Annotated in this window: 24 protein-coding genes; 8 read left to right on the forward strand and 16 right to left on the reverse strand. The window is 71.2% G+C overall.

Annotated elements, in window-relative coordinates; genetic code table 11:
- The first annotated feature begins 23 nt into the window (after nucleotides 1–23).
- The 3 genes from PKE79_RS03700 to PKE79_RS03710 are packed head-to-tail and all read left to right on the forward strand — an operon-like array spanning nucleotide 24 to nucleotide 2,969.
- Entirely contained in the window at nucleotides 24–614 is a 591-nt protein-coding gene (locus tag PKE79_RS03700) for a DUF4956 domain-containing protein (protein WP_271172314.1), read from the forward strand.
- On the forward strand, nucleotides 611–1,378 hold the full coding sequence (locus tag PKE79_RS03705; protein ID WP_271172315.1) for a polyphosphate polymerase domain-containing protein: 768 nt from the start codon (nucleotides 611–613) through the stop codon (nucleotides 1,376–1,378). The genes PKE79_RS03700 and PKE79_RS03705 overlap by 4 nt, the downstream gene beginning before the upstream one ends.
- A gap of 16 nt (nucleotides 1,379–1,394) precedes the next feature.
- Nucleotides 1,395–2,969 (forward strand): carbohydrate-binding domain-containing protein, encoded by a 1,575-nt coding sequence (locus tag PKE79_RS03710; protein ID WP_271172316.1) that lies wholly within the window; start codon nucleotides 1,395–1,397, stop codon nucleotides 2,967–2,969.
- A gap of 322 nt (nucleotides 2,970–3,291) precedes the next feature.
- On the opposite strand, the gene PKE79_RS03715 is transcribed toward PKE79_RS03710, so the two are convergent.
- Complete coding sequence (locus tag PKE79_RS03715) at nucleotides 3,292–4,173, reverse strand: formate/nitrite transporter family protein (RefSeq protein ID WP_271172317.1); 882 nt, start codon at nucleotides 4,171–4,173, stop codon at nucleotides 3,292–3,294.
- A 169-nt stretch (nucleotides 4,174–4,342) separates the two neighbouring features.
- Between PKE79_RS03715 and PKE79_RS03720 the strand changes: the two genes are divergently transcribed.
- The 3 genes from PKE79_RS03720 to PKE79_RS03730 all read left to right on the forward strand — a co-directional run bounded on the left by PKE79_RS03720 (nucleotide 4,343) and on the right by PKE79_RS03730 (nucleotide 6,047).
- Nucleotides 4,343–4,723: an MmcQ/YjbR family DNA-binding protein gene (locus tag PKE79_RS03720; RefSeq protein WP_271172318.1), complete on the forward strand. Its 381-nt coding sequence runs from the start codon at nucleotides 4,343–4,345 to the stop codon at nucleotides 4,721–4,723.
- A 122-nt stretch (nucleotides 4,724–4,845) separates the two neighbouring features.
- A complete protein-coding gene (locus PKE79_RS03725; protein ID WP_271172319.1) occupies nucleotides 4,846–5,463 on the forward strand; it encodes a ClpP family protease in 618 nt (205 codons plus the stop codon).
- Nucleotides 5,460–6,047, forward strand: coding sequence for a ClpP family protease (locus tag PKE79_RS03730; protein WP_271172320.1), 588 nt, complete (start codon nucleotides 5,460–5,462; stop codon nucleotides 6,045–6,047). Before PKE79_RS03725 ends, PKE79_RS03730 begins: the two co-directional genes overlap by 4 nt.
- Nucleotides 6,048–6,097: 50 nt before the next feature.
- Here the strand turns inward: PKE79_RS03730 and PKE79_RS03735 are convergent, their stop codons facing one another.
- The 3 genes from PKE79_RS03735 to PKE79_RS03745 all read right to left on the reverse strand — a co-directional run bounded on the left by PKE79_RS03735 (nucleotide 6,098) and on the right by PKE79_RS03745 (nucleotide 9,319).
- Complete coding sequence (locus tag PKE79_RS03735; protein WP_271172321.1) at nucleotides 6,098–6,427, reverse strand: helix-turn-helix domain-containing protein; 330 nt, start codon at nucleotides 6,425–6,427, stop codon at nucleotides 6,098–6,100.
- Between the two features lie 59 nt (nucleotides 6,428–6,486).
- Nucleotides 6,487–7,677, reverse strand: coding sequence for an MFS transporter (locus PKE79_RS03740; RefSeq protein ID WP_271172435.1), 1,191 nt, complete (start codon nucleotides 7,675–7,677; stop codon nucleotides 6,487–6,489).
- A gap of 361 nt (nucleotides 7,678–8,038) precedes the next feature.
- Complete coding sequence (locus PKE79_RS03745; protein ID WP_271172322.1) at nucleotides 8,039–9,319, reverse strand: alpha/beta fold hydrolase; 1,281 nt, start codon at nucleotides 9,317–9,319, stop codon at nucleotides 8,039–8,041.
- Nucleotides 9,320–9,364: 45 nt separating this feature from the next.
- On the opposite strand from PKE79_RS03745, the gene PKE79_RS03750 reads away from it, so the two are divergent.
- Complete coding sequence (locus tag PKE79_RS03750; protein ID WP_271172323.1) at nucleotides 9,365–10,066, forward strand: phosphotransferase family protein; 702 nt, start codon at nucleotides 9,365–9,367, stop codon at nucleotides 10,064–10,066.
- 4 nt (nucleotides 10,067–10,070) lie between these two features.
- Here the strand turns inward: PKE79_RS03750 and PKE79_RS03755 are convergent, their stop codons facing one another.
- A complete protein-coding gene (locus PKE79_RS03755) occupies nucleotides 10,071–10,640 on the reverse strand; it encodes a TetR/AcrR family transcriptional regulator (protein ID WP_271172324.1) in 570 nt (189 codons plus the stop codon).
- An 85-nt stretch (nucleotides 10,641–10,725) separates the two neighbouring features.
- Here PKE79_RS03755 and PKE79_RS03760 point away from each other — a divergent pair, with 85 nt between their 5' ends.
- Entirely contained in the window at nucleotides 10,726–11,298 is a 573-nt protein-coding gene (locus tag PKE79_RS03760; RefSeq protein ID WP_271172325.1) for a dihydrofolate reductase family protein, read from the forward strand.
- 52 nt (nucleotides 11,299–11,350) lie between these two features.
- Here the strand turns inward: PKE79_RS03760 and guaA are convergent, their stop codons facing one another.
- The 11 genes from guaA to rarD all read right to left on the reverse strand — a co-directional run bounded on the left by guaA (nucleotide 11,351) and on the right by rarD (nucleotide 22,323).
- Nucleotides 11,351–12,928 carry a glutamine-hydrolyzing GMP synthase gene (guaA, locus tag PKE79_RS03765; RefSeq protein ID WP_271172326.1) on the reverse strand — a complete coding sequence of 526 codons (1,578 nt, stop codon included), beginning with the start codon at nucleotides 12,926–12,928 and terminating at the stop codon, nucleotides 11,351–11,353.
- On the reverse strand, nucleotides 12,925–13,443 hold the full coding sequence (locus PKE79_RS03770; protein WP_271172327.1) for a DUF3817 domain-containing protein: 519 nt from the start codon (nucleotides 13,441–13,443) through the stop codon (nucleotides 12,925–12,927). Before PKE79_RS03770 ends, guaA begins: the two co-directional genes overlap by 4 nt.
- A 91-nt stretch (nucleotides 13,444–13,534) precedes the next feature.
- Nucleotides 13,535–14,230, reverse strand: coding sequence for a nucleoside/nucleotide kinase family protein (locus PKE79_RS03775; protein ID WP_271172328.1), 696 nt, complete (start codon nucleotides 14,228–14,230; stop codon nucleotides 13,535–13,537).
- 2 nt (nucleotides 14,231–14,232) lie between these two features.
- Nucleotides 14,233–15,063: an SURF1 family cytochrome oxidase biogenesis protein gene (locus PKE79_RS03780; RefSeq protein ID WP_271172436.1), complete on the reverse strand. Its 831-nt coding sequence runs from the start codon at nucleotides 15,061–15,063 to the stop codon at nucleotides 14,233–14,235.
- Between the two features lie 65 nt (nucleotides 15,064–15,128).
- Nucleotides 15,129–16,247, reverse strand: a complete 1,119-nt coding sequence (locus PKE79_RS03785; RefSeq protein WP_271172329.1) for a GuaB3 family IMP dehydrogenase-related protein — start codon at nucleotides 16,245–16,247, stop codon at nucleotides 15,129–15,131.
- 56 nt (nucleotides 16,248–16,303) lie between these two features.
- Nucleotides 16,304–16,579, reverse strand: a complete 276-nt coding sequence (locus tag PKE79_RS03790) for a DUF2277 domain-containing protein (protein ID WP_271172330.1) — start codon at nucleotides 16,577–16,579, stop codon at nucleotides 16,304–16,306.
- An 88-nt stretch (nucleotides 16,580–16,667) separates the two neighbouring features.
- On the reverse strand, nucleotides 16,668–18,170 hold the full coding sequence (gene guaB, locus PKE79_RS03795) for an IMP dehydrogenase (protein ID WP_271172331.1): 1,503 nt from the start codon (nucleotides 18,168–18,170) through the stop codon (nucleotides 16,668–16,670).
- A 129-nt stretch (nucleotides 18,171–18,299) separates the two neighbouring features.
- Nucleotides 18,300–19,154 (reverse strand): metal ABC transporter permease, encoded by an 855-nt coding sequence (locus PKE79_RS03800; protein WP_271172332.1) that lies wholly within the window; start codon nucleotides 19,152–19,154, stop codon nucleotides 18,300–18,302.
- Nucleotides 19,151–19,876, reverse strand: a complete 726-nt coding sequence (locus tag PKE79_RS03805; protein WP_271172333.1) for a metal ABC transporter ATP-binding protein — start codon at nucleotides 19,874–19,876, stop codon at nucleotides 19,151–19,153. Before PKE79_RS03805 ends, PKE79_RS03800 begins: the two co-directional genes overlap by 4 nt.
- Nucleotides 19,873–20,778: a metal ABC transporter substrate-binding protein gene (locus PKE79_RS03810; protein WP_271172334.1), complete on the reverse strand. Its 906-nt coding sequence runs from the start codon at nucleotides 20,776–20,778 to the stop codon at nucleotides 19,873–19,875. The genes PKE79_RS03805 and PKE79_RS03810 overlap by 4 nt, the downstream gene beginning before the upstream one ends.
- A gap of 600 nt (nucleotides 20,779–21,378) precedes the next feature.
- Nucleotides 21,379–22,323, reverse strand: coding sequence for an EamA family transporter RarD (rarD, locus tag PKE79_RS03815; RefSeq protein ID WP_271172335.1), 945 nt, complete (start codon nucleotides 22,321–22,323; stop codon nucleotides 21,379–21,381).
- Between the last annotated feature and the right edge of the window lie 105 nt (nucleotides 22,324–22,428).

The following is a 22,428-nucleotide window of genomic DNA, read 5'->3' on the forward strand; positions in this document are numbered from 1 at the left end:
GAAGTGAACGAAAGGTGAACGACATGCCCGATCTCACGATGCTCGCCGTCGACCTGGCCGCCATCACGCTGCTCACGGTCGCCGTCTACTTCCACCGCCACCGGCGGCGCGATCTCGTCGTCGCATTCTTCGGCGTCAACATCGGCGTCTTCGCGGTCTCGAATGTGCTCGCTTCGGCCGAGGTGGCCGTCGGCCTGGGGCTGGGTCTGTTCGGCGTCCTGTCGATCATCCGCCTCCGCTCGAGCGAGATCTCTCAGCGCGAGGTCGCCTACTACTTCGCGGCGCTCGCCATCGGGCTGCTGACGGGTCTCGCGCCGACGTTCGACGTGCTCCCGACCGTGCTCGTCGCGGTCGTCGTGCTCGCACTCGCCGTCGTCGACCATCCCGCTCTGTTCGCCTCCTACCGGCACCGCACGGTCGAGCTCGACGAGGCCATCGGCGACGACGACCAGCTGCGGTGCGCCCTCGAGGAGCGGCTCGGGGGCGAGGTGCGGGCGTTCTCCGTCCAGCACATCGACTTCGTCAACGACACCACGCTCGTGGACGTGCGCTATCGCGTGCGCCCGGCCGCGGCCATCCGCATCTCCGCCGTCCGCGAGGAGGTGGCCGCGTGAGCCTCTCGGAGCGGTTCGCGGGCCGCTTCACCCCGCTGTCCCTCGACGAGCTCGTCGAGGAGGCCGAGCTGCTCACCCGCGTCGACCGCAAGTACCTCATGACGGCCGACGACGCCGTCCGGATCCTCGATCAGGTCGATCGACGCACCCGGGTCCTGGAGATCGACGGCGACCGCGCGTCGCAGTACGGCACGATGTACTTCGACACCCCCGATCTCCTGAGCTACCGCCTCGCCGCGCTCGGCCGACGGCGCCGCTTCAAGCTGCGTGCGCGGCACTACGTCGACACCGACGCGGCCTTCCTCGAGATGAAGACGCGTGGCAGCCGCGGCACGACTGTGAAGGAGCGGATCGCGCACCCCGCCGACGCGGTCGACCGCCTCACCGAGGAGGGCCGCGGCTACGCCGCCGAGGCCGTCGCGTCGCTCGGTCTCGACGCCGGCATCGCCGACGCGCTCACGCCGACGCTGCACACGGCCTATCGGCGCACGACGCTGCTCCTGCCCGAGGGCGCCCGCGCGACGATCGACACCGAGCTCGCGTGGGCCGATGCCTGGGGCGGACGGATGCACCGCCCCGACCTCGTGATCGTCGAGACGAAGTCCGCCGCTCGCGCGTCGTCACTCGACCGGCTGCTCTGGCGCGGAGGTGTCCGCCCGGTCGGCATCAGCAAGTTCGCCACGGGCCTTGCCGCCCTGCACCCCGATCTGCCCTCCAACAAGTGGAGCCGCGTGCTCCGCACCCACTTCGCACCCGCCGCCTGACCCGACAGGAGCCCTCATGAACACCGAACCCCGCCGCTCCGCCCGCACCGCGCGTGTGGGCCTCGGCCTCGCCTTCGCCCTCGCCGTCGCGGCCGTCACCGGCTGCTCCGCCATCGCGAGCGCGGCCACCGACACCGCAGCCGGCTCCACGTCGAGCTCCTCATCCGCTTCGTCGTCCACGGCGAGCTCGGCCTCGACCGGCGAGATCGCGAGCGTCACCGCCGTGAGCGACGCCAACGCCGACCAGACCGTCGTGAACGACGACGAGTGGTCAGCCGGCGACGCCGTCGACATCGCCCTGTCGGGAACCGAAGCCACGACGGATGCCCCGGGCGTGACGGTCGCGGACGGCACGGTGACCATCTCGGAGGCCGGCGTGTACCGTCTGTCGGGCGACTACACGGGATCGATCGTCGTGGCCGCGCCCGACGACGCGCAGGTCGTGCTCATCCTCGACGGTGCGACGATCGCGGCAGCCGATGCCCCGGCCATCCAGGTGACGACTGCCGACGACGTCGCGCTCTTCCTCGCCGAGGGCTCGACCAACGCCGTCGCGTCGACGGGCGCGTATTCCGCCGATGCCGACGCGAACGCCGCGATCTGGGCCGACGCGGATCTGACGATCTCCGGCACAGGAGCGCTCACCGTCGAGAGGGAAGCCGAGGACGGCATCGCGAGCAAGGACGACCTCGTCATCCTCTCCGGTGAGATCACCGTGACCGCCGCCGACGACGGGCTGAAGGGCAACGACTCGCTGACGGTCCGCGACGGCACGATCACCGTGGACGCCGGTGGCGACGGGCTCGCCTCCGATCAGGATGCGGACGAGACCCAGGGCTACGTCGAGATCGAGGGCGGCACGCTCGACATCACCGCAGGCAGCGACGGGATCGACGGCTACACCGACGTCGTCATCACGGGCGGAGACATCGCGATCTCAGCCGAGGAGGGCATCGAGGCCGGCACGATCGCGATCGGCGGCGGCGCCATCGACATCACGGCGACCGACGACGGCATCAACGGATCGGCGGGCTCGAGCTCCGACACGGCGTCGGGTGAGGAGATGCAGGGCGGCATGGGAGGAGGCGGCATGCAGGACTCCGGCGAGCTCGTGCTCATCGCGGGCGGCGAGGTCACGATCGACTCCGACGGCGACGGGCTCGACTCGAACGGCTCGATGGAGATCACGGGCGGCACGACGGTCGTCTACGGCCCGACGAGCTCGGGCAACGGCGCGCTCGACACGAACGGTTCGCTCACGATCTCGGGAGGCACGGTGCTCGCGCTCGACTCGGGCGGCATGAGCGGCTCCCCCGCGACGGAATCGGCTCAGGCCTGGGTCGCGGCTTCCGCGTCGGGCGCTGCAGGGTCGACCATCGAGATCGTCGCGGAGGACGGCACGGTGCTGTTCTCGACGACCGCCGAGAAGGACTTCGGGGCCGTCGTGTTCTCGAGCGCCGACGTCGTATCGGGTGCGTCGTATGACATCTCGGTCGACGGCGCCTCCGTCGCGACCGCGACGACCGGCCAGGCCCTCGCCGGCGGGATGGGCGGCGGAGGGATGGGCGGCCCGGGCGGCGAGCGCGGTTGAGCCGCCGCCCCGCACCAGGCCGTGCCCACCGTCCCCGGAATCGGACCCCTGGGGCACACGTCGCCCACTGAGGCCGACACGCGCACACCAGCCCCAGCCATCCGAATCCCGGACACCGGAACGACGCGACGTTCCCTCACCCACCGTCCCCGGAATCGGACCCGTGGGGCACACGTCGCCCACTGAGGCCGACACGCGCACACCAGCCCCAGCCATCCGAATCCCGGTACGCCCGAAGGAGCGAGCCCGAACGGCACACCCGAACAGGATGCCCGGACATGCGGGAGCCGGGACGCGCGAGGCGTCCCGGCTCCCGTCGGTCTCAGAGCTGGTCCGCGAGCTCGGCCGGCACCCGGGTCGGGGCGGCCGCGAAGCGCTTGCCGTTCGGCTTCACAAGCGCGACGCGCTTCGGGGCGGTCCGGCCGTGCGTGGCGTAGATCGTGAGACCCACGAACGAGAGGCCGCCCACGAGGTTGCCGACGACGGTGGGGATCTCGTTCCACACGAGGTAGTCCACGAGCGTGAAGTCGGCGCCGAGGAGCAGACCCGACGGGAACAGGAACATGTTCACGATCGAGTGCTCGAAGCCCATGTAGAAGAAGAGCATGATGGGCAGCCACATCGCGATGACCTTGCTCGCGACGCTGTCCGACAACATCGCCGCGACGACGCCGGTCGACACCATCCAGTTGCAGAGGACGCCGCGCACGAAGAGCGTCAGCATGCCCGAGGCGCCGTACTCCGCGTAGCCGACCGTGCGGCCGTGGCCGATCTCGCCGATGGCCTGGCCGATCGCGTTCGGCTCGGCGGCGAAGCCGTAGGTGAACACGATCGCCATGAGCACCGCGACCGTGAACGCGCCGAGGAAGTTGCCGAGGAAGACGAGCCCCCAGTTGCGCAGCACGCCGCCGCCCGAGACGCCAGGACGCTTGTCGAGCCAGGCCAGGGGCGCGAGCGTGAAGACGCCGGTGAGGAGGTCGAACCCGAGCAGATACAGCAGCACGAATCCCGCCGGGAAGAGCAGGGCACCCAGAAGCGGCTGACCCGTGTTCGTCGACACGGTCACGGCGAACGCGGCGCCCAGGGCGAGGATGGCCCCGCCCATGAACGCGCGGATGATCGTGTCACGGGTGGACATGAGGATCTTCGACTCGCCGGCATCGATCATGCGCGTGACGAGGTCGGCGGGCTTCACGTAGGACATGGCGACTCCGTGGATCTCGAGGGGTGCCTCCAGGATGGCGGCCCGACGTTTCGCGGGACGCGTCGCGGTGTTACGGGCGATGTCCGTTCCGGTCACGACCGACGACACCGGTCTGTGACTCCGCGCGGATGCGTACGCTGGCGGAGGACCGACGACGAGGAGAGTGCGGATGGACGGCGACGACCTGCAGCGCCACGCGGCCGAGCGCGCGGAGGAGCTTCCGGGCATGACGCTCGAGTACCCCTTCGGACCCGAATGGGAGGTCTTCAAGGTGCGCGGCAAGGTCTTCATGCTGCAGACCGTGCGCGGCGGAGAGGCGATGGTGAACCTCAAGGCGCGCCCCGAGGACGGGGAGGCGCTGCGCGCGACGTTCGCCGAGATCGCCCCCGGATATCACATGAACAAGCGGCACTGGATCACGGTCACGCCCGGCCCGGGGCTCACACCCGAGCTCGTCGACGAGCTCGTGACCGAGTCCTATCTCCTCGTCGTGCAGGGGCTCCCGCGGCGCACTCGGCCCGTCGACCCGGAGACGTTCGGGCGCGCCTGAGCACCGGGCGCGTCCTCGCGGCGCGGCCATCCGCTCTCGATCGGCGCGGCCATCCGCTCGGGGCAGATCCGCCCTGAGCCGATTCCCGCCCGGCGAGCGGATGGCGCGCGCACGCTGGGTGCATGGCAGACGAACCGAAGATCCCGCAGTTCACGGCGGAGGCCCGCCGTGAGCTCTACCACCGCCGCGTGCTCGTGCTCGACGGCGTGCTCGACGACGACAACGGCATGCTCCTCACGACGCAGATGCTCGCGCTCGCCGCCGAGGATCCGCAGGGCGAGATCGCGCTGTGGATCCACTCCCCCGGCGGCTCCGTGCCGTCGATGCTCGCGATCCGCGACGTGATGCGGCTCGTCCCGTGCGACGTCTCGACGCTCGCGATCGGCCTGGCCTGCAGCGCGGGGCAGTTCCTGCTCTCGGCGGGGACGCCCGGCAAGCGCCGCGCCCTCCCCCACGCCCGGATCCTGCTGCATCAGGGCTCCTCGGGCATCGGAGGCACGGCCGTCGACGTCGAGCTGCAGGCCGACGACCTCCGCCGGCTGCGCGACACGGTGCTCGGCCTCATCAGCGAGGACACCGGCCAGCCGCTCGCGCGCGTCTTCGAGGACTCGCTGCACGACAACTGGTTCACGGCGGAGGAGGCCAGGGAGTACGGCTTCATCGACGCGATCGTGAGCGGATTCCACGAGGTCATGCCCGAGCGGCGCGCCCGCATCGGGCTCGGAGCGGAGGCGGCATGAGCACCTACACGATCCCCAACGTCATCACGCGCGACGGCCGCGGCGAGCGCATCATGGACGTGTACTCGCACCTCCTCGCCGAGCGGGTCGTGTACCTCGGCACGCCCATCGACGCGGGCGTCGCGAACGCGCTCATCGCGCAGCTCCTGCATCTCGAGTCGTTCGCGCCCGACCGCGACGTGCAGCTCTACATCAACTGCGAGGGCGGCGACCCCGCGGCCATGCTCGGCGTCTACGACACGCTGCAGTACATCCGACCCGACGTCGCGACGACGTGCGTCGGCCAGGCCATCGGCGTCGGCGCCGTGCTGCTCGCGGCGGGGGCGCCCGGAAAGCGAGCCGTGCTCCCGCACGCGCGCGTCGTGCTCAACCAGCCGGCGGCGCAGGGGCGCGGGGCCATTCCCGACCTCATCCTGCACGCCGACGAGCTCGTGCGCGTGCGCGGCGACATGGAGGGCGTCCTGTCGCGCCACACCGGGCACGACGTCGAGACCCTGCGCCGCGACACGGACCGCGACCGCGTCTTCACCGCGCGCGCCGCCGTCGAGTACGGCCTCGCCGACGTCGTCCTGGAACGGCACTGAGGGCGGACGGCAGGATGGCCGGGGCGCGGCGATCGCGCCCCGGTCGGCCGTCAGGCGGCGAGGGCGAGCACCGCGCCCGGCGCCTGCAGCGTCGCGGGGGCCAGCGCCGTCGCGCGCAGGTCGTCCGCCACGCCGGCGGTCAGGTCGAGGAGCGTGCCGCCGAGAGCGCCGAGGATGGCCGCGACGATCTCGCTCGAGGGCTCCTTGCGCCCGCGCTCGACCTCGGAGAGGTACTGCACCGACACACCGGCGCGCCGCGCGACCTCGGCGAGCGTCTCCCCGCGCTCGTGGCGCATGCGCCGCAGCCGGTCGCCGACGAGATGTCGCCAGAGCGGATCCGGCTCGACGGGGCGCGACGGGAGCGGAAGCAGTTCGGCCATGCCCTCACGGTAGGCATCGCGGCTCGCGCGCGCACCCCTTTCCGCCCAGAGCAGAACGGCTACGCGCGCCGACGCTCGAGGAAGCCCGAGAGCGCGATCACGAGAAGACCCGCCACCGGCACGATGACGAGGCTCACCCTCAGCTCGGTCGCATCGGAGACCGTGCCGATGACGAGCGGTGAGATGAGGAACCCGAGGCGCATGAGCCACGTCACGACGGTGAGCCCGGTGCCGGGGCGCAGGCCCGGCAGCTCGTCGGCCGCATGCATGGCGGCCGGCACGAGCGTCGCGACGCCGAATCCCGCCGCGGCGAAGCCGACGAGGGTGAGCGGGACCGAGGGCCATGCGAGAGCCGACCCCATGCCGACCGCGACGAGCGCGCCGCCCGCGACCGCGACCATCCGCTGCCCGAACCGGTCGACGAGGCGGTCGCCGACGAGGCGGCCGATGAACTGGAACCCGATGAGCGCGATGAAGCCCATCGCCGCGAGCGCCGCGGGCGCGCCGAGCGATTCGCGCATGTAGAGGGTCGCCCAGGAGCTGCCGACCTCCTCGACGATCGTCCCGGCGATCGCGATGACCGCCAGCCCGGCCATGACGAGCGCGATGCGCGGCGTCCGGCGCGCGGTCGGTGCCGCTGCGGCGGTGGTCGGCGTCTCGGCGTCGCCCGACTCCTCCTCGGGACCGGGCAGGCAGAAGCGCAGCGCGACGATCGCCGTCGCGGCGAAGAGCGCCCCGGTGATCGCCAGGTGCACGCCGAGCGGGAGGCCGATCGCGATCGCTCCGGCCGACATGAAGCCGCCGACGACCGCGCCGAGCGACCAGATGGCGTGGAAGCCGTTGATGATCGAGCGCCCGTATCGCTTCTGCACGCGCAGGCCATGGGCGTTCTGCCCCACGTCGGTCACCGAATCGAGGACGCCCGCGAGGAAGAGGCCGAGGGCGAAGAGGATCGGCACCGGCGCGAGGCCGACCCCGAGCATCGTGGCGGCGAGGAGCACGGAGCCGATGACCGCGACGCGGCCGGATCCGAGACGGCGGATGATCGCGGCAGCGGCGAGCCCCGACAGGAGCGCGCCGACCGGCATCGCCGCGATGGAGGCGCCGTAGAGGGTATCGCTGAGACCCAGCGCGTCCTTGATCTCGGGGAAGCGCGGGATGACGTTGGCGTAGATCGCGCCGTTCGTGAAGAAGAGCGCGGACACCGCGCCGCGGGCCCTGCGCGCCTCGCGCGAGGGCGGGGAGGACATGCTCACCGGGTCTCCTGATCCAGCCGCGATCTGCGGATGTGTGTACAAGCGTACACGGGGTGGGCGGGGCGGGGTTGGGGGCCGGGTGCGGGGTTGGGGGGTCGGCGGGACCGTCCAGGTCGCAGTTCGCGTCCCCAACAGCCCGAATACGGACGGCAGCCGCGACCCGAACACCGGCGGCCGCCGCCCAGGTCGCAGTTCGCGTCCCCAACAGCCCCAATACGGACGGCAACTGCGACCCGAACATCGGCGGCGCCGCCCAGGTCGCAGTTCGCGTCCCCAACAGCCCCAATACGGACGGCAACCGCGACCCGAACATCGACGACGCCACCCCACGACCCGGACAGGCGCCACAGCCGGTTCAGGCGAGCGGTCCGCCCTCGGCGACGACGCGGTCGATGAGGGCGCGCACGATGCGCGGGTCCTGACGGAGCCCGTCGTGCTCGTACTCGTTCGTCACCCAGAGGTGGGTGTGTGGAACGGAGCGCGCGGTCTCCTCGGCCTGCGGGAAGTCGACGTACATGTCGTCGTAGTACATCGCGGCGGCGACCGGCACCTCGTTGCGCGCGAGCCGCGTCCGGTCGTACAGGCGCGGATGGTCAACGCGATCCGCGAGCGCATGCGCGGCATCGCGGAAGGGCCGCAGCGACGCGATCTCGTCGAACATCCACGGGAAGAACATCTCCCCCGTGAACGGCATCGGCCCGTCGGTCGCGGGCAGTCCGCCCCGCTCGTCACGTACCCGCTGAGCGGCCCACGCGGTCGCGCCGTCGCCATCCGCGTAGATCTCCTCCTGCAGGAGCGCGTACAGCGGTCCGCGCCAGTACTGCGTGGCGGCGTCGACTTCGGCGAGGAAGTGATCGCTCAGCACGCCCGGGCGCGAGAAGGCCTCGTCGAGGAGCCAGTGCATCCGCTCGAAACCCGGCTTCATGCCGAACTCGATGCCGAGCGTCTGCAGCCGGCGCGCGGAGAGCCGGTCGCCGCTGGGCAGGCGCACATCGGAGCCCTCGACGATGTCGACGATGCGCGCGAGCGTGTCGGCGTCCTCCGGGTAGCGACGGTAGAACTCGGCGGTCTTCGCCTCGACGCGCGGGATCGTGCGGCGGTAGACCTCGGCGGGATCGGGATCGACCGAGGTGAGCCCTCCTGTGACGTACGACGCGGCGAGGGCTTCGGGATGGAAGGACAGATACGTGAGCGTGAGGAAGCCTCCGTAGCTCTGCCCGAGCGTCTGCCAGCGCACACCGCCGAACACCGTGCGGCGGAGGTGCTCGAGGTCGGCGACGATCTGCTCAGCGCGGAAGAGGCGGATGTAGGCGGCCGCGTCGTCCGCGCTCATGCCGGCGATCGAGGCGCGTTCGACACGCGTGGAGCGCCCCGTGCCGCGCTGGTCGAGGAGCAGCAGCCGGTGCGTCTTCAGCACCTCGTCGATCCAGTCTCCGCCGCCGGGCATCGGGCGCGGCCCGGTGCCGCCCGGACCGCCCTGGAGGAAGACGAGCAGCGGTGCGTCGACGCGGTCGACGTGGGCGACCTCGCGGGCGAACACATCGATGGTGCGGCCGTCGTCGGGTGCGGTCCAGTCGAGGGGCACGGTGACGGTGTGATCGCGGATGAGCCGATCGCGCATGCGGTAGGACGTCATCGTCCCATTCTCGCGGGCGCGAGTCGCACGCGGCAGGATGGCGGGATGCGACAGGGAGCGGTCGGTCATGTGCGCGTCGTCATGCGAGGCGGACGCGCACTCGTCGAGAAGCGGATGGCGGATCCGGCCCGCCACGACACCGAGCTGCTCGCCCTGCGCGCGCTCGCGCAGACATCGATCCCCGCACCGGCGGTGGTCGACGCCTCCCCCGGTCGGATTCTCATGACGCTCATGCCGGGAGAGAGACTCGACGAGGCCGATGCGGACACGCGCCGCGAGGGAATGCGCGCGTCGGCAGTGCTGCTCCGCCGTCTCCACGAAACACCGGTGCCGCAGGGCCTGCCGGCGGCTCCGGACGATGCGCGCATCATCCGGAGCTACCGCGACGTGGGCGGGCCGCCGCTTCCGCTCTCCATCCCGGAAGCATCGGGGCCTGCCGCCTTCTGCCACGGGGACTGGACCGACGGCAACCTGCTCGTCGTCGACGGGCGCGTCTCCGCTGTGGTCGACTGGGAGGCCGCTCACGTCGGCGATCCGGTGCGTGAGCTGGCGCGCGCGGCGTGGGCAGCGAGCCGCAAGGACGCGCGATGTCTCGACGACATGACCGCCGCATACGGCGCGGATCGGGACCTGGTGCGCGCCTGGGCGGCCGTCCACGCGGCGGAGCTGTGGCTCTGGTTCGCCGAGGCGGGGCCGCCCGAGCACCTCGCCCGGCTGACCGCTGAACTGCGGTCGTGGCCACTGTGAGCGCTCAGCGCGGCAGGAGCCGATCGACGAGCTCGTCGATAACGTCGTCGATCGAGATGGCGGGGTCGATGCTCACCGTGAGGCGGTCAAGGATGAGCCCGTCGACCGCGTAGTGGAAGAGGGCGATCTCGGTGCGGCCTCCCGGAAGACCCGCCCCCTCGTTGAAGGCGACGTCGCCCGCGAACCCGGCCCGCATCCATCCACCCAGCGACTCCGCGACGGATGGCCGACGCGCGGCCTCGAGTCGGAGCTCGAGGAGCGCGAGAGTGACATCGCGGTCAGCGAGAAGGCGCTGCACGATGTCGCGAAGGTAGTCGGCGAACAGCTCCCGCGACGGCGCGCGGGAGGCGAGCCTCGCGTGCACGGCGGGATCCGGCGTCAGCCGCTCACCGATGCGCGCGACGAGCCCGTCGACGAGCGCCTCGCGCGACGTGAAGTAGTTCGACGCCGTGCCCCGCGGGGCGCCGGCTTCCGCGTCGACAGCGCGGTGGGTCAGGCCCCGCGCACCCTCCCGCGCGAGCACGCGCAGTCCAGCGTCGGCGAGCGCAGCCCGCCGCTCCTCGTTCCTCGCCATGCTCCCACCCTAGCGAAACCACGACATCCGTTGTACATTGGTCCCGCACCCACGACATCCGTCGTGGATAACGGAGGGAGATCCCATGCGCGAACTCGTCTACTACGTCGCCGTCACGCTCGACGGCTACATCGCAGCGCCAGACGGGGGCTTCGACGCATTCCTCGTCGAGGGCGACCATGCGCCCGTGCTCCAGCGCGAGTTCGGGGACGCGCTTCCGAGTCTCGGCCTGACCGCCCTCGGGATCTCGGCCCCGCGGACCCGGTTCGACACCGTCGTCATGGGGTGGAACACCTACACGCCGGCGCTCGACATCGGGATCACGAGTCCGTACGCCCACCTCCGTCAGATCGTCGCGAGCCGTCGGGATCGCCGCGTTCCCGACGAGATCGAGATCACGGCAGATCCTCTCGAGCGCGTGCGAGAGCTCAAGCAGGAGGACGGGCTGGAGATCTACCTCTGCGGCGGCGGAGATCTCGCAGGCCAGCTCATCGACGAGATCGACCGCCTCGTCCTCAAGCGGAACCCGTTCGCCTTCGGCAGCGGAGTCCCCCTGTTCGGATCGGCCCCGTACGAAGCCCGGCACTTCGCGCACGAGCGGACCCGTGCGTTCGACTCGGGCGTCGTCGTCCAGGAATACGTGCGCGACAACCTCTGAACGGCGAAGGCCGCCGCTGCGGGTGCAGCGGCGGCCTTCAGCGGGGGCGGGATCACTCCCACTCGATCGTCCCCGGGGGCTTCGAGGTGACGTCGAGCACGACGCGGTTCACCTCGCGCACCTCGTTCGTGATGCGGTTGGAGATCTTCGACAGCACGTCGTACGGCAGACGCGTCCAGTCGGCGGTCATCGCGTCCTCGCTCGAGACCGGACGCAGCACGATCGGATGGCCGTACGTGCGGCCGTCGCCCTGCACACCCACCGAGCGGACGTCCGCGAGCAGCACGACGGGGCACTGCCAGATCTCGCTGTCGAGGCCCGCCGCGCTCAGCTCCTCGCGCGCGATGGCGTCGGCGTCACGCAGGATCTCGAGACGGTCAGCGGTGACCTCGCCCACGATGCGGATGCCAAGGCCGGGCCCCGGAAAGGGCTGGCGGCCGACGATCGCCTCGGGGAGGCCGAGCTCGCGGCCGATCGCGCGCACCTCGTCCTTGAACAGGGTGCGCAGCGGCTCGATGAGCTCGAAGTCGAGGTCGTCGGGCAGACCGCCGACGTTGTGGTGGCTCTTGATGTTCGCCGTGCCGGCGCCGCCGCCGGACTCCACCACGTCGGGGTAGAGGGTGCCCTGGACGAGGAAGCGGATGGGCTCGCCCTCGGCCTTCGCCTCCTCGACGAGCTCGCGCTGCACCTTCTCGAAGGCGCGGATGAACTCGCGGCCGATGATCTTGCGCTTCTCCTCGGGGTCGGTGACGCCCGCGAGGTGGCCGAGGAAGGTGTCGGCCGCGTCGACCGTGATGAGGCGGACACCCGTCGAGGCGACGTAGTCCTTCTCGACCTGCTCGCGCTCTCCCTTGCGGAGAAGCCCGTGGTCGACGAAGACAGCGGTCAGCTGGTCGCCGATCGCGCGGTGCACGAGGGCCGTCGAGACCGCCGAGTCCACGCCGCCGGAGAGGGCCGAGATGACGCGCGCCGAGCCGACCTGCTCCCGGATGCGCTGCACCTGCTCCTCGATGACGTTGCCGCTGTTCCAGTCGGCGGGGAGGCCCGCGGCCTTGTGCAGGAAGTTCTCCAGCACGTTCTGGCCGAAGTCGGAGTGCTTCACCTCGGGGTGCCACTGCACGCCGTAGAGGCAGCGCTCGTCGTTCCCGAAGGCGGCGACCGGCGTGACGGCCGTGGAGGCCAGCACCTGGAAGCCCTCCGGCGCCTGGGCGACCTGGTCGCCGTGGCTCATCCACACGTTCTGCTCGCTGGGCTGGCCGCCCAGCAGGACGCCGCCGTCGCCGACGACGGCCGCATCGGTCGCGCCGTACTCGCGCAGACCGGTGTGGGCGACCTCGCCGCCGAGCGCCTGGGCCATGACCTGGAAGCCGTAGCAGATGCCGAGCGTGGGGATCCCGAGCTCGAAGACGCCGGGATCGAGGGAGGGTGCGCCGGGCTCGTACACCGACGACGGCCCACCCGAGAGGATGATCGCGACGGGGTTCTTCTCGGCGACCTCTGCGGCCGTGATCGTGTGCGGCACCAGCTCGCTGTAGACGCCAGCTTCGCGCACGCGACGTGCGATGAGCTGGGCGTACTGCGCGCCGAAGTCGACGACGAGGACGGGGCGCGCAGCGGTGTCTGCGCTCATCGGGGGACCTCCTGGGTCGGTGCGGACGGAGTCGAGGGGCCGGAGGCGGCCTTGGCGGCCCGCTTCTCGGCGGCGGTCTCCTCGCGCTGGGCGAGGTAGCGCTTGACGTCGCGGGCGACGAAGTACTCCATGAAGAAGGAGAGGAACGGCACGACGCCGCCGCCGGCGAGCAGCAGGAAGCGCCAGAACGGCCAGCGCATGAGGCTCCACACGCGGAAGCACGCGAAGAGGTACACGACGTAGAACCAGCCGTGGACGATGAGGATGCCGAGCGACAGGTTGATGCCGTCACCGGTCGAGATGAGCTCCCCCGTCGGGCTCGGGACGACCTCGCGGAACGCGAAGAGGCCCTGGGAGTCGAGGAAGAACAGCTCGACGGCCAGCTGCGGCGTGTACTTCAGCACCATCTCGGCGCACAGGAGAAGCAGTCCGACGCCCGTGATGACCGAGCAGACCTGGTAGAAGCGGAGCGCCCGGCGGATCTGGGGGAAGGATGAGACCCGCGGCTGTGGCATACCTCGATTCTAGTGGGGGCGCACCTGGCGGTTCGCCGATGGGCGGATGGCCGCGGCCGCCGCGCGGGCAGGGCACCGTCCGCCGTCGACGTCAGCCCGTCGGCGGCCCCAGCGACTCGCCGGTGATCCCCGAGACAACGAGGTCGGCGCGGACGCGCGATCCCTCGATCAGCACGGCGTTCGCGCCGTCGACGTCGCGTGCCCACGCCGCGGCCGCCTCGGGCGTCCGCCCGTGCCGTGTGTGCCGCGCGACAAGCCGTGACTCGCGCTCGGCAGGGGGCGTCGCGCAGAACCAGACCTCATCCATCCGATCCCGGACGCCGAGCCACGGCTCCCGGTCGATGAGCAGGTAGTTGCCCTCGACGATGACGACCCGAGCCGTCGGCTCGATCGCGATCGCCCCGGCCACGCCCTCGTCGACGTCGCGCTCGAACGCGGGCGCGTAGACCGTGTGATCCGTCTCGCGGCGGACCCTGTCGAGGAGCGCGACGAATCCCCAGCCGTCGAACGTGTCGATCGCTCCCTTGCGGTCGCGCAGGCCCAGGCGCTCGAGCGTCGCGTTCGCGAGATGGAACCCGTCCATCGGCAGCGCGACCGCACTGCCCTCGTGGCGCGCGTTGAGCGCCGCCACCAGGGCCGCCGCGAGGGTGGTCTTCCCTCCCCCGGGGCTGCCCGCGACCCCGAGCAGGAACCGCCGCCGGGTGCGCGCGGCGAGCTCGATCCGCCGGGCGAGCTCCTCGACGCGCTCAGCGGGCGGGCCCGTGCGCCGGTCAGCTTCGGAGGCCACGGCTACTCGTCGTCGGGGTCGCCGCCCGCGAGCTCCTCGAGCTCGCGCTCCCACGCGTCCTTCGCGAGGCGATACCAGAGGTAGAACGAGAAGGCCGCGAACACCGCCCACTCGACCGCGTAGAAGAGATTCAGCCAGTTGACCGGCCCCGCCACCTCGGGAGCCGGCGACGAGATCGCCGTCAGCTCCGTCTCGACGAGGCCCGCGATCGGGTCATCCGAGGTGAGGTACGGGCGGTAGACGTCGATCCGCTCGCCGTCGATCTCGGTGTCGTGCCACCGGCTGAGCAGCGCGGCAGGCGACATCCGCGTCATCTCGTCCACGTCGTCACCCGGCGGCAGCTGCGGCCCCTCGTCGGAGATGACCCGCCCGGTGAGCGGCGTCGGCTGCCAGTCGACGACGTGCCGCAGCTCGGGGGCGACGTACTTCTCCTCCGCGCGCTCCTCGAGTGCGGCCACGGCGGCGTCGGCGTCCTCGCGGGCGGCGGTCCAGCCGAGCGCGACGGCGATCGACCGGCTCTCGGGGTAGACCGCGAGGGCGAACTGCCCCGTGACCCAGTAGCCCTCGACACCGTCGTCGAAGCGCGACGAGACGACGATGAAGTCGCCGGGCACCCACTGGCCTTCGAGGGAGACCTTCTGGCCGACGAGCGCGTCGTCGAGGTACTGCCCCGGCCGCACGACCTCGTCGATCGGGCGGATGATCTCGGTCGCGCCGTCCTCGGGGGGATCGGTGTCGATCGCGCGCGCGAGCTGCCACTGCAGGAGCCACGAGAACACGCCGGCCACGACGAGGCACAGCAGCAGCATCGCGATCCAGCGCGGCCGCAGCATGACCTCGCGCAGCGTCGGCGGGAAGACCTGCGTCTCGCTCGCAGCGGGTGGCGCGGGATCGGCCATCAGTGCACAGGGTTCACGACGACGTCGACGCGCTGGAACTCCTTCAGGTCGGAGTATCCCGTCGTCGCCATCGACTTGCGCAGCGCCCCGATGAGGTTCGCCGTGCCATCCGCCACGAGGGCGGGCCCGTAGAGGACCTCCTCGAGCGTGCCGACCTGGTCGACCTTCACGCGGTGGCCGCGCGGGAGCTTTGGGTGGTGCGCCTCGGGTCCCCAGTGGTAGCCGTTGCCGGGTGCATCGGTCGCGCGGGCGAGCGCGACGCCGAGCATCACCGCGTCCGCGCCCATGGCGAGCGCCTTCACGATGTCGCCCGAGGTCCCCACGCCGCCGTCGGCGATCACGTGCACGTAGCGTCCGCCCGACTCGTCGAGGTAGTCGCGGCGCGCGCCTGCCACGTCGGCGACCGCGGTCGCCATGGGCGTGGTGACGCCGAGGGTCGCGCGGGTCGTGGACGCCGCTCCCCCGCCGAATCCGACGAGCACGCCGGCCGCGCCCGTGCGCATGAGATGGAGGGCCGCAGTGTACGTGCCGACGCCGCCGACGATGACCGGCACGTCGAGCTCGTAGATGAACTCCTTGAGGTTCAGCGGCTCAGCCGCGCTCGAGACGTGCTCGGCGGACACCGTGGTGCCCCGGATCACGAACAGGTCGACGCCCGCGGCGACGACCGTCTCGTAGAGCTCCTTCGTGCGCTGCGGCGACAGCGCGCCGGCCACCGTGACGCCGGCGTCGCGGATCTCGGCGAGACGCGCCGTGATGAGCTCGGGCTTGATCGGCTCGGAGTAGAGCGCCTGCATGCGGGCGGTCGCGGAGCGCTCGGGCAGCGACGCGATCTCCGCGAGCAGCGGCTCCGGGTCCTCATAGCGCGTCCACAGACCCTCGAGGTCGAGGACGCCGAGGCCGCCGAGCTTGCCCAGCATGATCGCGGTCTGCGGGCTCACAACCGAGTCCATCGGCGCGCCGACGACGGGCACGTCGAACGTGTACGCGTCGATCGCCCACGTCGTGGAGACGTCCTCGGGGTTGCGCGTGCGCCGCGAGGGCACGACCGCGATGTCGTCGAACGTGTACGCGGGTCGACCCCGCTTGCCGCGGCCCAGCTCGATGTCACTGCTCACCCGCCCAGCCTACCTGGCCGGGTGACGGCCATCCGGATCCGCGCCGCGGCGCGCGATCAGGCCGCGTAGCGGCCGGAGGCGATGGCCTTCGCGCGCTTCTTCTCGGCCTCCTCCTCGCGGTTCTTGGGAGGTGTCGTCGCGACGAGCTCGGCGAGCAGGTGCTGGGTGGCGTGGGCGATCTCCGCGACCGCGCGGTCGAACGCCTCGCGGTTCGCCATCGACGGCTTCGTCGTGCCGGCGATCTTGCGGACGTACTGCAGCGCCGCCGCGTGCACCTCCTCGGAGGTCGCGGCGGGCTCGAAGTTGTGGAGGGTGTGGATGCTTCGGCACATACCCGCACGGTACGCCCGGGGCTCGGAGGGGTCCAGGGGCGTCGACGACGAAGGCCCCCGCCGGAGCAGGGGCCTTCTGTCGAGCGGCTCAGCGCTTGTAGTTCGGCGCCTCGACGACGATCTGCACGTCGTGCGGGTGCGACTCCTTGAGACCCGCCGAGGTGATGCGGACGAACTTGCCGCGGGTCTTGAGCTCGTCGATCGTGCGCGCACCGACGTAGAACATCGACTGGCGCAGCCCGCCGACGAGCTGGTACACGACGGCCGAGAGGGGCCCGCGGTAGGGCACCTGGCCCTCGATGCCCTCGGGGATGAGCTTGTCGTCGCTCGGGACGTCGGCCTGGAAGTAGCGGTCCTTCGAGTACGAGGTCTGCTTGCCGCGCGTCTGCATGGCGCCCAGCGAGCCCATGCCGCGGTACTGCTTGAACTGCTTGCCGGCCTGGAACACGATCTCGCCCGGCGACTCCTCCGTGCCCGCGAGCAGCGACCCGAGCATGACCGTGTCGGCGCCGGCGACGAGCGCCTTCGCGATGTCGCCCGAGTACTGGAGGCCGCCATCCGCGATGACGGGCACGTCGGCGGCGCGCGCCGCGAGCGACGCCTCGTAGATCGCGGTCACCTGCGGCACGCCGACACCGGCGACGACGCGCGTCGTGCAGATCGAGCCGGGGCCGACGCCGACCTTGACCGCGTCGACGCCCGCCTCGATGAGCGCCTGGGCGCCCTCGCGCGTGGCGATGTTGCCGCCGATCACGTCGATGTGCGCGAACGACTCGTCCGACTTGAGACGGCGGACGATGTCGATGACGCCCTGCGACTGCCCGTTGGCCGTGTCGACGACGATGACGTCGACACCCGCGTCGCGCAGCGCCTCGGCGCGCTCCCACGCGTCGCCGAAGAAGCCGATCGCGGCGCCCACGCGGAGGCGCCCCTGGTCGTCCTTCGTGGCGAGGGGGTACTTCTCGCTCTTGTCGAAGTCCTTGATGGTGATGAGGCCGGCGAGCCTGCCCTCGTCGTCGATGAGCGGCAGCTTCTCGACGCGGTGCTCGGCGAACAGGGCGATGACCTGCTCGGCCGCGATGCCGACGGGGCCGGTGATGAGGCCCTCGCTCGTCATGACGTCCTTCACGCGCGTGACGGGGCGCTGGATGTCGGAGACGAACCGCATGTCGCGGTTCGTGATGATGCCGATGAGGCGGTTGTCCTCGTCGACGACGGGCAGACCCGAGATGCGGTACTTCGCGCACATCGCGTCGACCTCGGCGATCGTCGCGTCGGGCGAGGTCGTGATCGGGTCGGTGATCATGCCCGACTCACTGCGCTTGACGCGGTCGACGGCCGCGGCCTGGTCGGCGATCGAGAGGTTGCGGTGGAGGATGCCGATGCCGCCCTGGCGGGCGAGCGCGATCGCCATCCGCGCTTCGGTGACGGTGTCCATCGCGCTCGAGAGGAGCGGGATGGCGACCCGGATGCGGCGGGTGAGCCGCGACGACGTGTCCGCTTCGCTGGGGATGACGTCGGTGTGCCCCGGGAGGAGCAGCACGTCGTCGTAGGTGAGGCCGACGAAGCCGAACGGGTCGTGTTCTGTCATTGGGGGTGTCTCCTGCCGACGCGGTGTGGGCTGCTCCGGTACGGGAGGGATCGCCGTCCCGTGCGCCGATTCTATCGGCGCGCCCGGAGAGCGGCGCCGTCTCGCTCACACCCCGCGCACAGGAAAGCCTCAGGCGGCGCGCGCCCGCGCCATCCGCCGTCCGACCACTCCATGACGTGGGCTGAAGAGGTAGACGAGAGTGAAGACGACGCCCTGGACGAGGATGACGAGCGCCCCCGACGCGGCATCCAGCCAGTAGCTGAGGTAGATGCCGATCACCGAGCAGGCGGCCGACAGGATCGGCGCGATGACGAGCATCCGCCCGAATCGGTCGGTGAGGAGGTGCGCGGTCGCGCCCGGGATGATGAGCATCGCGACGACGAGGATGACGCCGACCACCTGGAGCGCGACCACCGCGGTCAGCGCGAGGACGCCGAGCAGGATGGCGCCCAGCAGACGGGGCGAGAGCCCGATCGCGAACGCATGGGTCGGGTCGAATGCGTAGAGCGTGAGATCGCGTCGCTTCACGAGCAGCACGACGAGGGCGACCGCGGCGAGCGCGCCGATCTGGATGAGGTCGCCGTCGGAGACGCCGAGGATGTTCCCGAAGATGATGTGGTTGAGATCGGTCTGACTCGGCGTCACGGAGATGAGGGCGAGCCCGAGCGCGAAGAGGGTCGTGAAGACGATGCCGATCGCGGCGTCCTCCTTCACGCGGCTCGTGTCGCGGAGCACGCCGATGAGCGCGACCGCGAGCAGCCCGAAGGCGAGCGCGCCGAGCGCGAACGGCGCGCCGAGGATATACGCGATGACGACGCCCGGCAGCACTGCGTGCGAGACGGCGTCGCCCATGAGCGACCATCCGACGAGCACGAGCCAGCACGACAGCAGGGCGCAGACGACCGCGGCGACGACGGTCGCGGCGAGCGCGCGGACCATGAAGTCGTACTGAAGCGGCTCGAGGAGGAGGTCGAGGGGGTTCATGCGGCCTCCCCGAGCCCGAAGGCGCGTGCGAGGTTCTCCGGCCGCAGCGCCTCGCCGACCGGGCCGTGGAAGAGGGGCCGGCGCAGGAGGAGGATGGCCTCGTCGGCCAGCTCGGGAAGCGCGTGCAGGTCATGGGTCGAGACGAGCACCGCACAGCCGTCGGCCGCGAGCTCGCGGAGGAGCCGCACGATCGTCGCCTCGGAGCGCTTGTCGACCCCGGCGAAGGGCTCGTCGAGCAGGAGGATCCGCGCCTCCTGCGCGATGCCGCGCGCGACGAACGCGCGCTTGCGCTGACCTCCCGACAGCTGGCCGATCTGGCGGTCTGCGAAATCGACGAGGTCGACCCGCTCGAGGGCCTCCTCGACGGCCGCGCGATCATCGGGGCGGGCCCGCCGCGTCAGGCCCTGGCGCCCGTAGCGCCCCATCATGACGACGTCGCGCACGGAGACCGGGAACGCCCAGTCGACGTCCTCGCTCTGCGGCACGTAGCCGACGATGCCGCGCCGACGGGCGACAGCGGGCGACCCGCCCTCGATGCGGACGCTGCCGGCGTCGGGGCGGATGAGCCCGAGCGCGGTCTTGAAGAGCGTGGACTTGCCCGACCCGTTCATCCCGATGAGGGCCGTCACCTTCCCGGCCTCGAGGGTCGCGGACGCGGCGTCGAGAGCGAGGATGTCGCGGTAGCGGACTGTGATGTCGGCGAGCTCGATCGCGGGACTCATCCGGTCAGCCCCTCGACGATGAGCGACGCGTCATGCCGGATGAGGTGGAGGTAGGTGGGAACGGGCCCCTCCGGCTCGGAGAGGGAGTCGACGTAGAGCGTGCCGCCGAACGCCGCGCCCGTCGCCTCGACGACCTGCTGCATGGGCTTGTCCGACACCGTCGACTCGCAGAACACGGCTCGGACGCCGTTCTCCTCGACGAACTCGATGGCGGCGGCGATCTGCTGAGGCGTCGCCTGCTGCTCGGCGTTGACGGGCCAGATGTACGCCTCGGTGAGCCCCGCGTCACGCGCGAGGTACGAGAACGCCCCCTCGCATGTGACGAGCGCCCGCTCGTTCTCCGGCAGCGGCGCGAGCGCGTCGACGAGCTCGTCCTGCACGGCCTGCAGCTGCTGCGCGTAGGCCTCTCCGTTCGCCGCGAAGTCGTCGGCGTGCTCGGGGTCGAGCTCGCTGAACGCCTCGACCATGTTGTCGACGTACACCTGCACGTTGACGGGGCTCATCCAGGCGTGCGGGTTGGGCTTGCCGGCGTACGCATCGCCGGCGATGTCGATGGGTTCGACGCCCTCCGACACGACGACGTGCGGCACGTCGACGGAGTCCACGAACTGCGCGAACCACGCCTCGAGGTTGAGGCCGTTGTCGAGGATGAGGTCGGCGTCGGCGGCACGCCGGATGTCGCCTGGCGTCGGCTCGTAGCCGTGGATCTCGGCCCCGACCTTCGTGATCGACTCGACCGAGAGGTGCTCGCCCGCGACATTGCGGGCGATGTCGGCGAGCACGGTGAAGGTGGTGAGGACGACCGGGCGGTCGTCATCCTGGGGCGCGGCGCCCCCGGCGCACCCCGAGAGCAGGGCGACCGCCGCGAGGACGGCACCGCCCCGGACGAGATTTTTCGGCATACCGAAAAAGTAGCTTTTCGGTGAACCGAAAACAAGGCGCTTGCGGATGGGCGCCGAGGCGCGGTAGGCGGATGGCACGACACGGAGTCGCGGCTGGCGGCTGGCGGCACCGGGCGCGGCCGTGAGCGCCGTCACGCCGTCCGCCGCACGCCGTCACCGGAATCGGACCCGTGGGGCACGAGTCCGTCACCGGAATCGGACCCGTGGGGCACGAGTCGCCTCCTGCGCACGACACGCGCACACACGCCCCAGCCATCCGAATCCGCGTCCCTCAGCAGGTGACGACCGCAGCCAGCACCGTCACCGGAATCGGACCCGTGGGGCACGAGTAGCCTCCTGCGCACGACACGCGCACACCAGCCCCAGCCATCCGAATCCGCGTCCCTCAGTAGGTGACGACCGCGGTCACAACCGTCGAGTCACCCGCCCACTCGCCGCGAAACGCGGTGACCGGGCGCCGATTCGACGCGAAACGGGGAATGACTCGCTGGCTCTTGCCGCGAAACGCGGCGACCCGCCACCCCTTTGCCGCGAAACGCGGCGACCCGCCGCCGCGCTTCGACCCCAGAACGCCGCCCCAGAACGCCCCAGAAACCCGCCTCAGGCGACGGGCTCGGGCTCCAGGGCCGGTCGGGGGCGACGGGCGTGCCGGATCATGTCCACGCTCAGCACGACGAGCGCGACCCAGACGATGCCGAAGCCGATCCACCTCTCGAGCGGCATGGGCTCGTGGAGCACGACGACGCCGACGAGGAACTGCAGGATCGGCGCGATGAACTGCAGGAGCCCCACCGCCGTCAGCGAGATGCGCCGGGCGCCTGCCGCGAAGAGCAGCAGCGGCACGGCCGTGGCGACGCCCGCGAGCGACAGCATCACGGTGTGCAGCGTGCTGACGGTTCCGTAGGTCAGCCCCGCCGTCGCCGCGAAGACGACGAGCTGCACGACCGCGACCGGCGCGAGCCACATCGTCTCGAGCGCGAGGCCGCTGACCGCGTCGACCGCGCCGCCGATCCGGTTCTTGACGAGCCCGTAGAGGCCGAACGACGTGCTGAGGATGAGCGCGATCCACGGCACGGAGCCGTATCCGACCACGATCACGACCACCGCCGCCGCCGCGATGCCGACCGCGGCCCACTGGGCGGGGCGCAGCCGCTCATGCAGCACGAGCACCGCGAGGACGACCGTCGTGATCGGGTTGATGAAGTACCCGAGGCTCGACTCCACGACGTGCCCGGTGAGGGTCGCGATGAGGAAGGTCTGCCAGTTGACGTAGATGAGGACGCCGGCGATCGCGGTCCACAGCGCGAGACGGGGGTTCCGCAGCACCGCGATCATCCGGCCCCATCCGCGCGCGACGGTGAGCAGGATGGCGCAGAAGACGAGCGAGAGGAGGACGCGCCAGGCGACGACCTCCCAGGGGCCGGTCGGCGCGAGGAAGACGAAGTAGAGCGGGAGCACACCCCACAGCAGGTAGGCGCTGAAGCCGTACCCCGTGCCGAGCGCCCGCTCGCGTTCCGAGGATCCAGTGGCGGAGAGCGTGGTCACCGATCCAGCCTAGGTCGGCAGGCGGTCCGCGAGGGCGCCCGGGACGGTGCCGCGGCGGTCATCCTCCGGCGCATTCCTGCCACGCGGTCATCCCCGCGCATGCAG

The organism is Microbacterium barkeri (assembly GCF_027921765.1).
GTDB lineage: Bacteria > Actinomycetota > Actinomycetes > Actinomycetales > Microbacteriaceae > Microbacterium > Microbacterium barkeri.

Excerpts from the sequence above, each read along its gene's own strand:
- PKE79_RS03700 (WP_271172314.1), top strand. The coding sequence starts at position 24 with ATGCCCGATCTCACGATGCTCGCCGTCGACCTGGCCGCCATCACGCTG.
- PKE79_RS03710 (WP_271172316.1), top strand. The coding sequence starts at position 1,395 with ATGAACACCGAACCCCGCCGCTCCGCCCGCACCGCGCGTGTGGGCCTC.
- PKE79_RS03715 (WP_271172317.1), bottom strand. The coding sequence starts at position 4,173 with ATGTCCTACGTGAAGCCCGCCGACCTCGTCACGCGCATGATCGATGCC.
- PKE79_RS03720 (WP_271172318.1), top strand. The coding sequence starts at position 4,343 with ATGGACGGCGACGACCTGCAGCGCCACGCGGCCGAGCGCGCGGAGGAG.
- PKE79_RS03725 (WP_271172319.1), top strand. The coding sequence starts at position 4,846 with ATGGCAGACGAACCGAAGATCCCGCAGTTCACGGCGGAGGCCCGCCGT.
- PKE79_RS03730 (WP_271172320.1), top strand. The coding sequence starts at position 5,460 with ATGAGCACCTACACGATCCCCAACGTCATCACGCGCGACGGCCGCGGC.
- PKE79_RS03735 (WP_271172321.1), bottom strand. The coding sequence starts at position 6,427 with ATGGCCGAACTGCTTCCGCTCCCGTCGCGCCCCGTCGAGCCGGATCCG.
- PKE79_RS03740 (WP_271172435.1), bottom strand. The coding sequence starts at position 7,677 with ATGTCCTCCCCGCCCTCGCGCGAGGCGCGCAGGGCCCGCGGCGCGGTG.
- PKE79_RS03745 (WP_271172322.1), bottom strand. The coding sequence starts at position 9,319 with ATGACGTCCTACCGCATGCGCGATCGGCTCATCCGCGATCACACCGTC.
- PKE79_RS03750 (WP_271172323.1), top strand. The coding sequence starts at position 9,365 with ATGCGACAGGGAGCGGTCGGTCATGTGCGCGTCGTCATGCGAGGCGGA.
- PKE79_RS03755 (WP_271172324.1), bottom strand. The coding sequence starts at position 10,640 with ATGGCGAGGAACGAGGAGCGGCGGGCTGCGCTCGCCGACGCTGGACTG.
- PKE79_RS03760 (WP_271172325.1), top strand. The coding sequence starts at position 10,726 with ATGCGCGAACTCGTCTACTACGTCGCCGTCACGCTCGACGGCTACATC.
- guaA (WP_271172326.1), bottom strand. The coding sequence starts at position 12,928 with ATGAGCGCAGACACCGCTGCGCGCCCCGTCCTCGTCGTCGACTTCGGC.
- PKE79_RS03770 (WP_271172327.1), bottom strand. The coding sequence starts at position 13,443 with ATGCCACAGCCGCGGGTCTCATCCTTCCCCCAGATCCGCCGGGCGCTC.
- PKE79_RS03780 (WP_271172436.1), bottom strand. The coding sequence starts at position 15,063 with ATGCTGCGGCCGCGCTGGATCGCGATGCTGCTGCTGTGCCTCGTCGTG.
- PKE79_RS03790 (WP_271172330.1), bottom strand. The coding sequence starts at position 16,579 with ATGTGCCGAAGCATCCACACCCTCCACAACTTCGAGCCCGCCGCGACC.
- guaB (WP_271172331.1), bottom strand. The coding sequence starts at position 18,170 with ATGACAGAACACGACCCGTTCGGCTTCGTCGGCCTCACCTACGACGAC.
- PKE79_RS03800 (WP_271172332.1), bottom strand. The coding sequence starts at position 19,154 with ATGAACCCCCTCGACCTCCTCCTCGAGCCGCTTCAGTACGACTTCATG.
- PKE79_RS03805 (WP_271172333.1), bottom strand. The coding sequence starts at position 19,876 with ATGAGTCCCGCGATCGAGCTCGCCGACATCACAGTCCGCTACCGCGAC.
- PKE79_RS03810 (WP_271172334.1), bottom strand. The coding sequence starts at position 20,778 with ATGCCGAAAAATCTCGTCCGGGGCGGTGCCGTCCTCGCGGCGGTCGCC.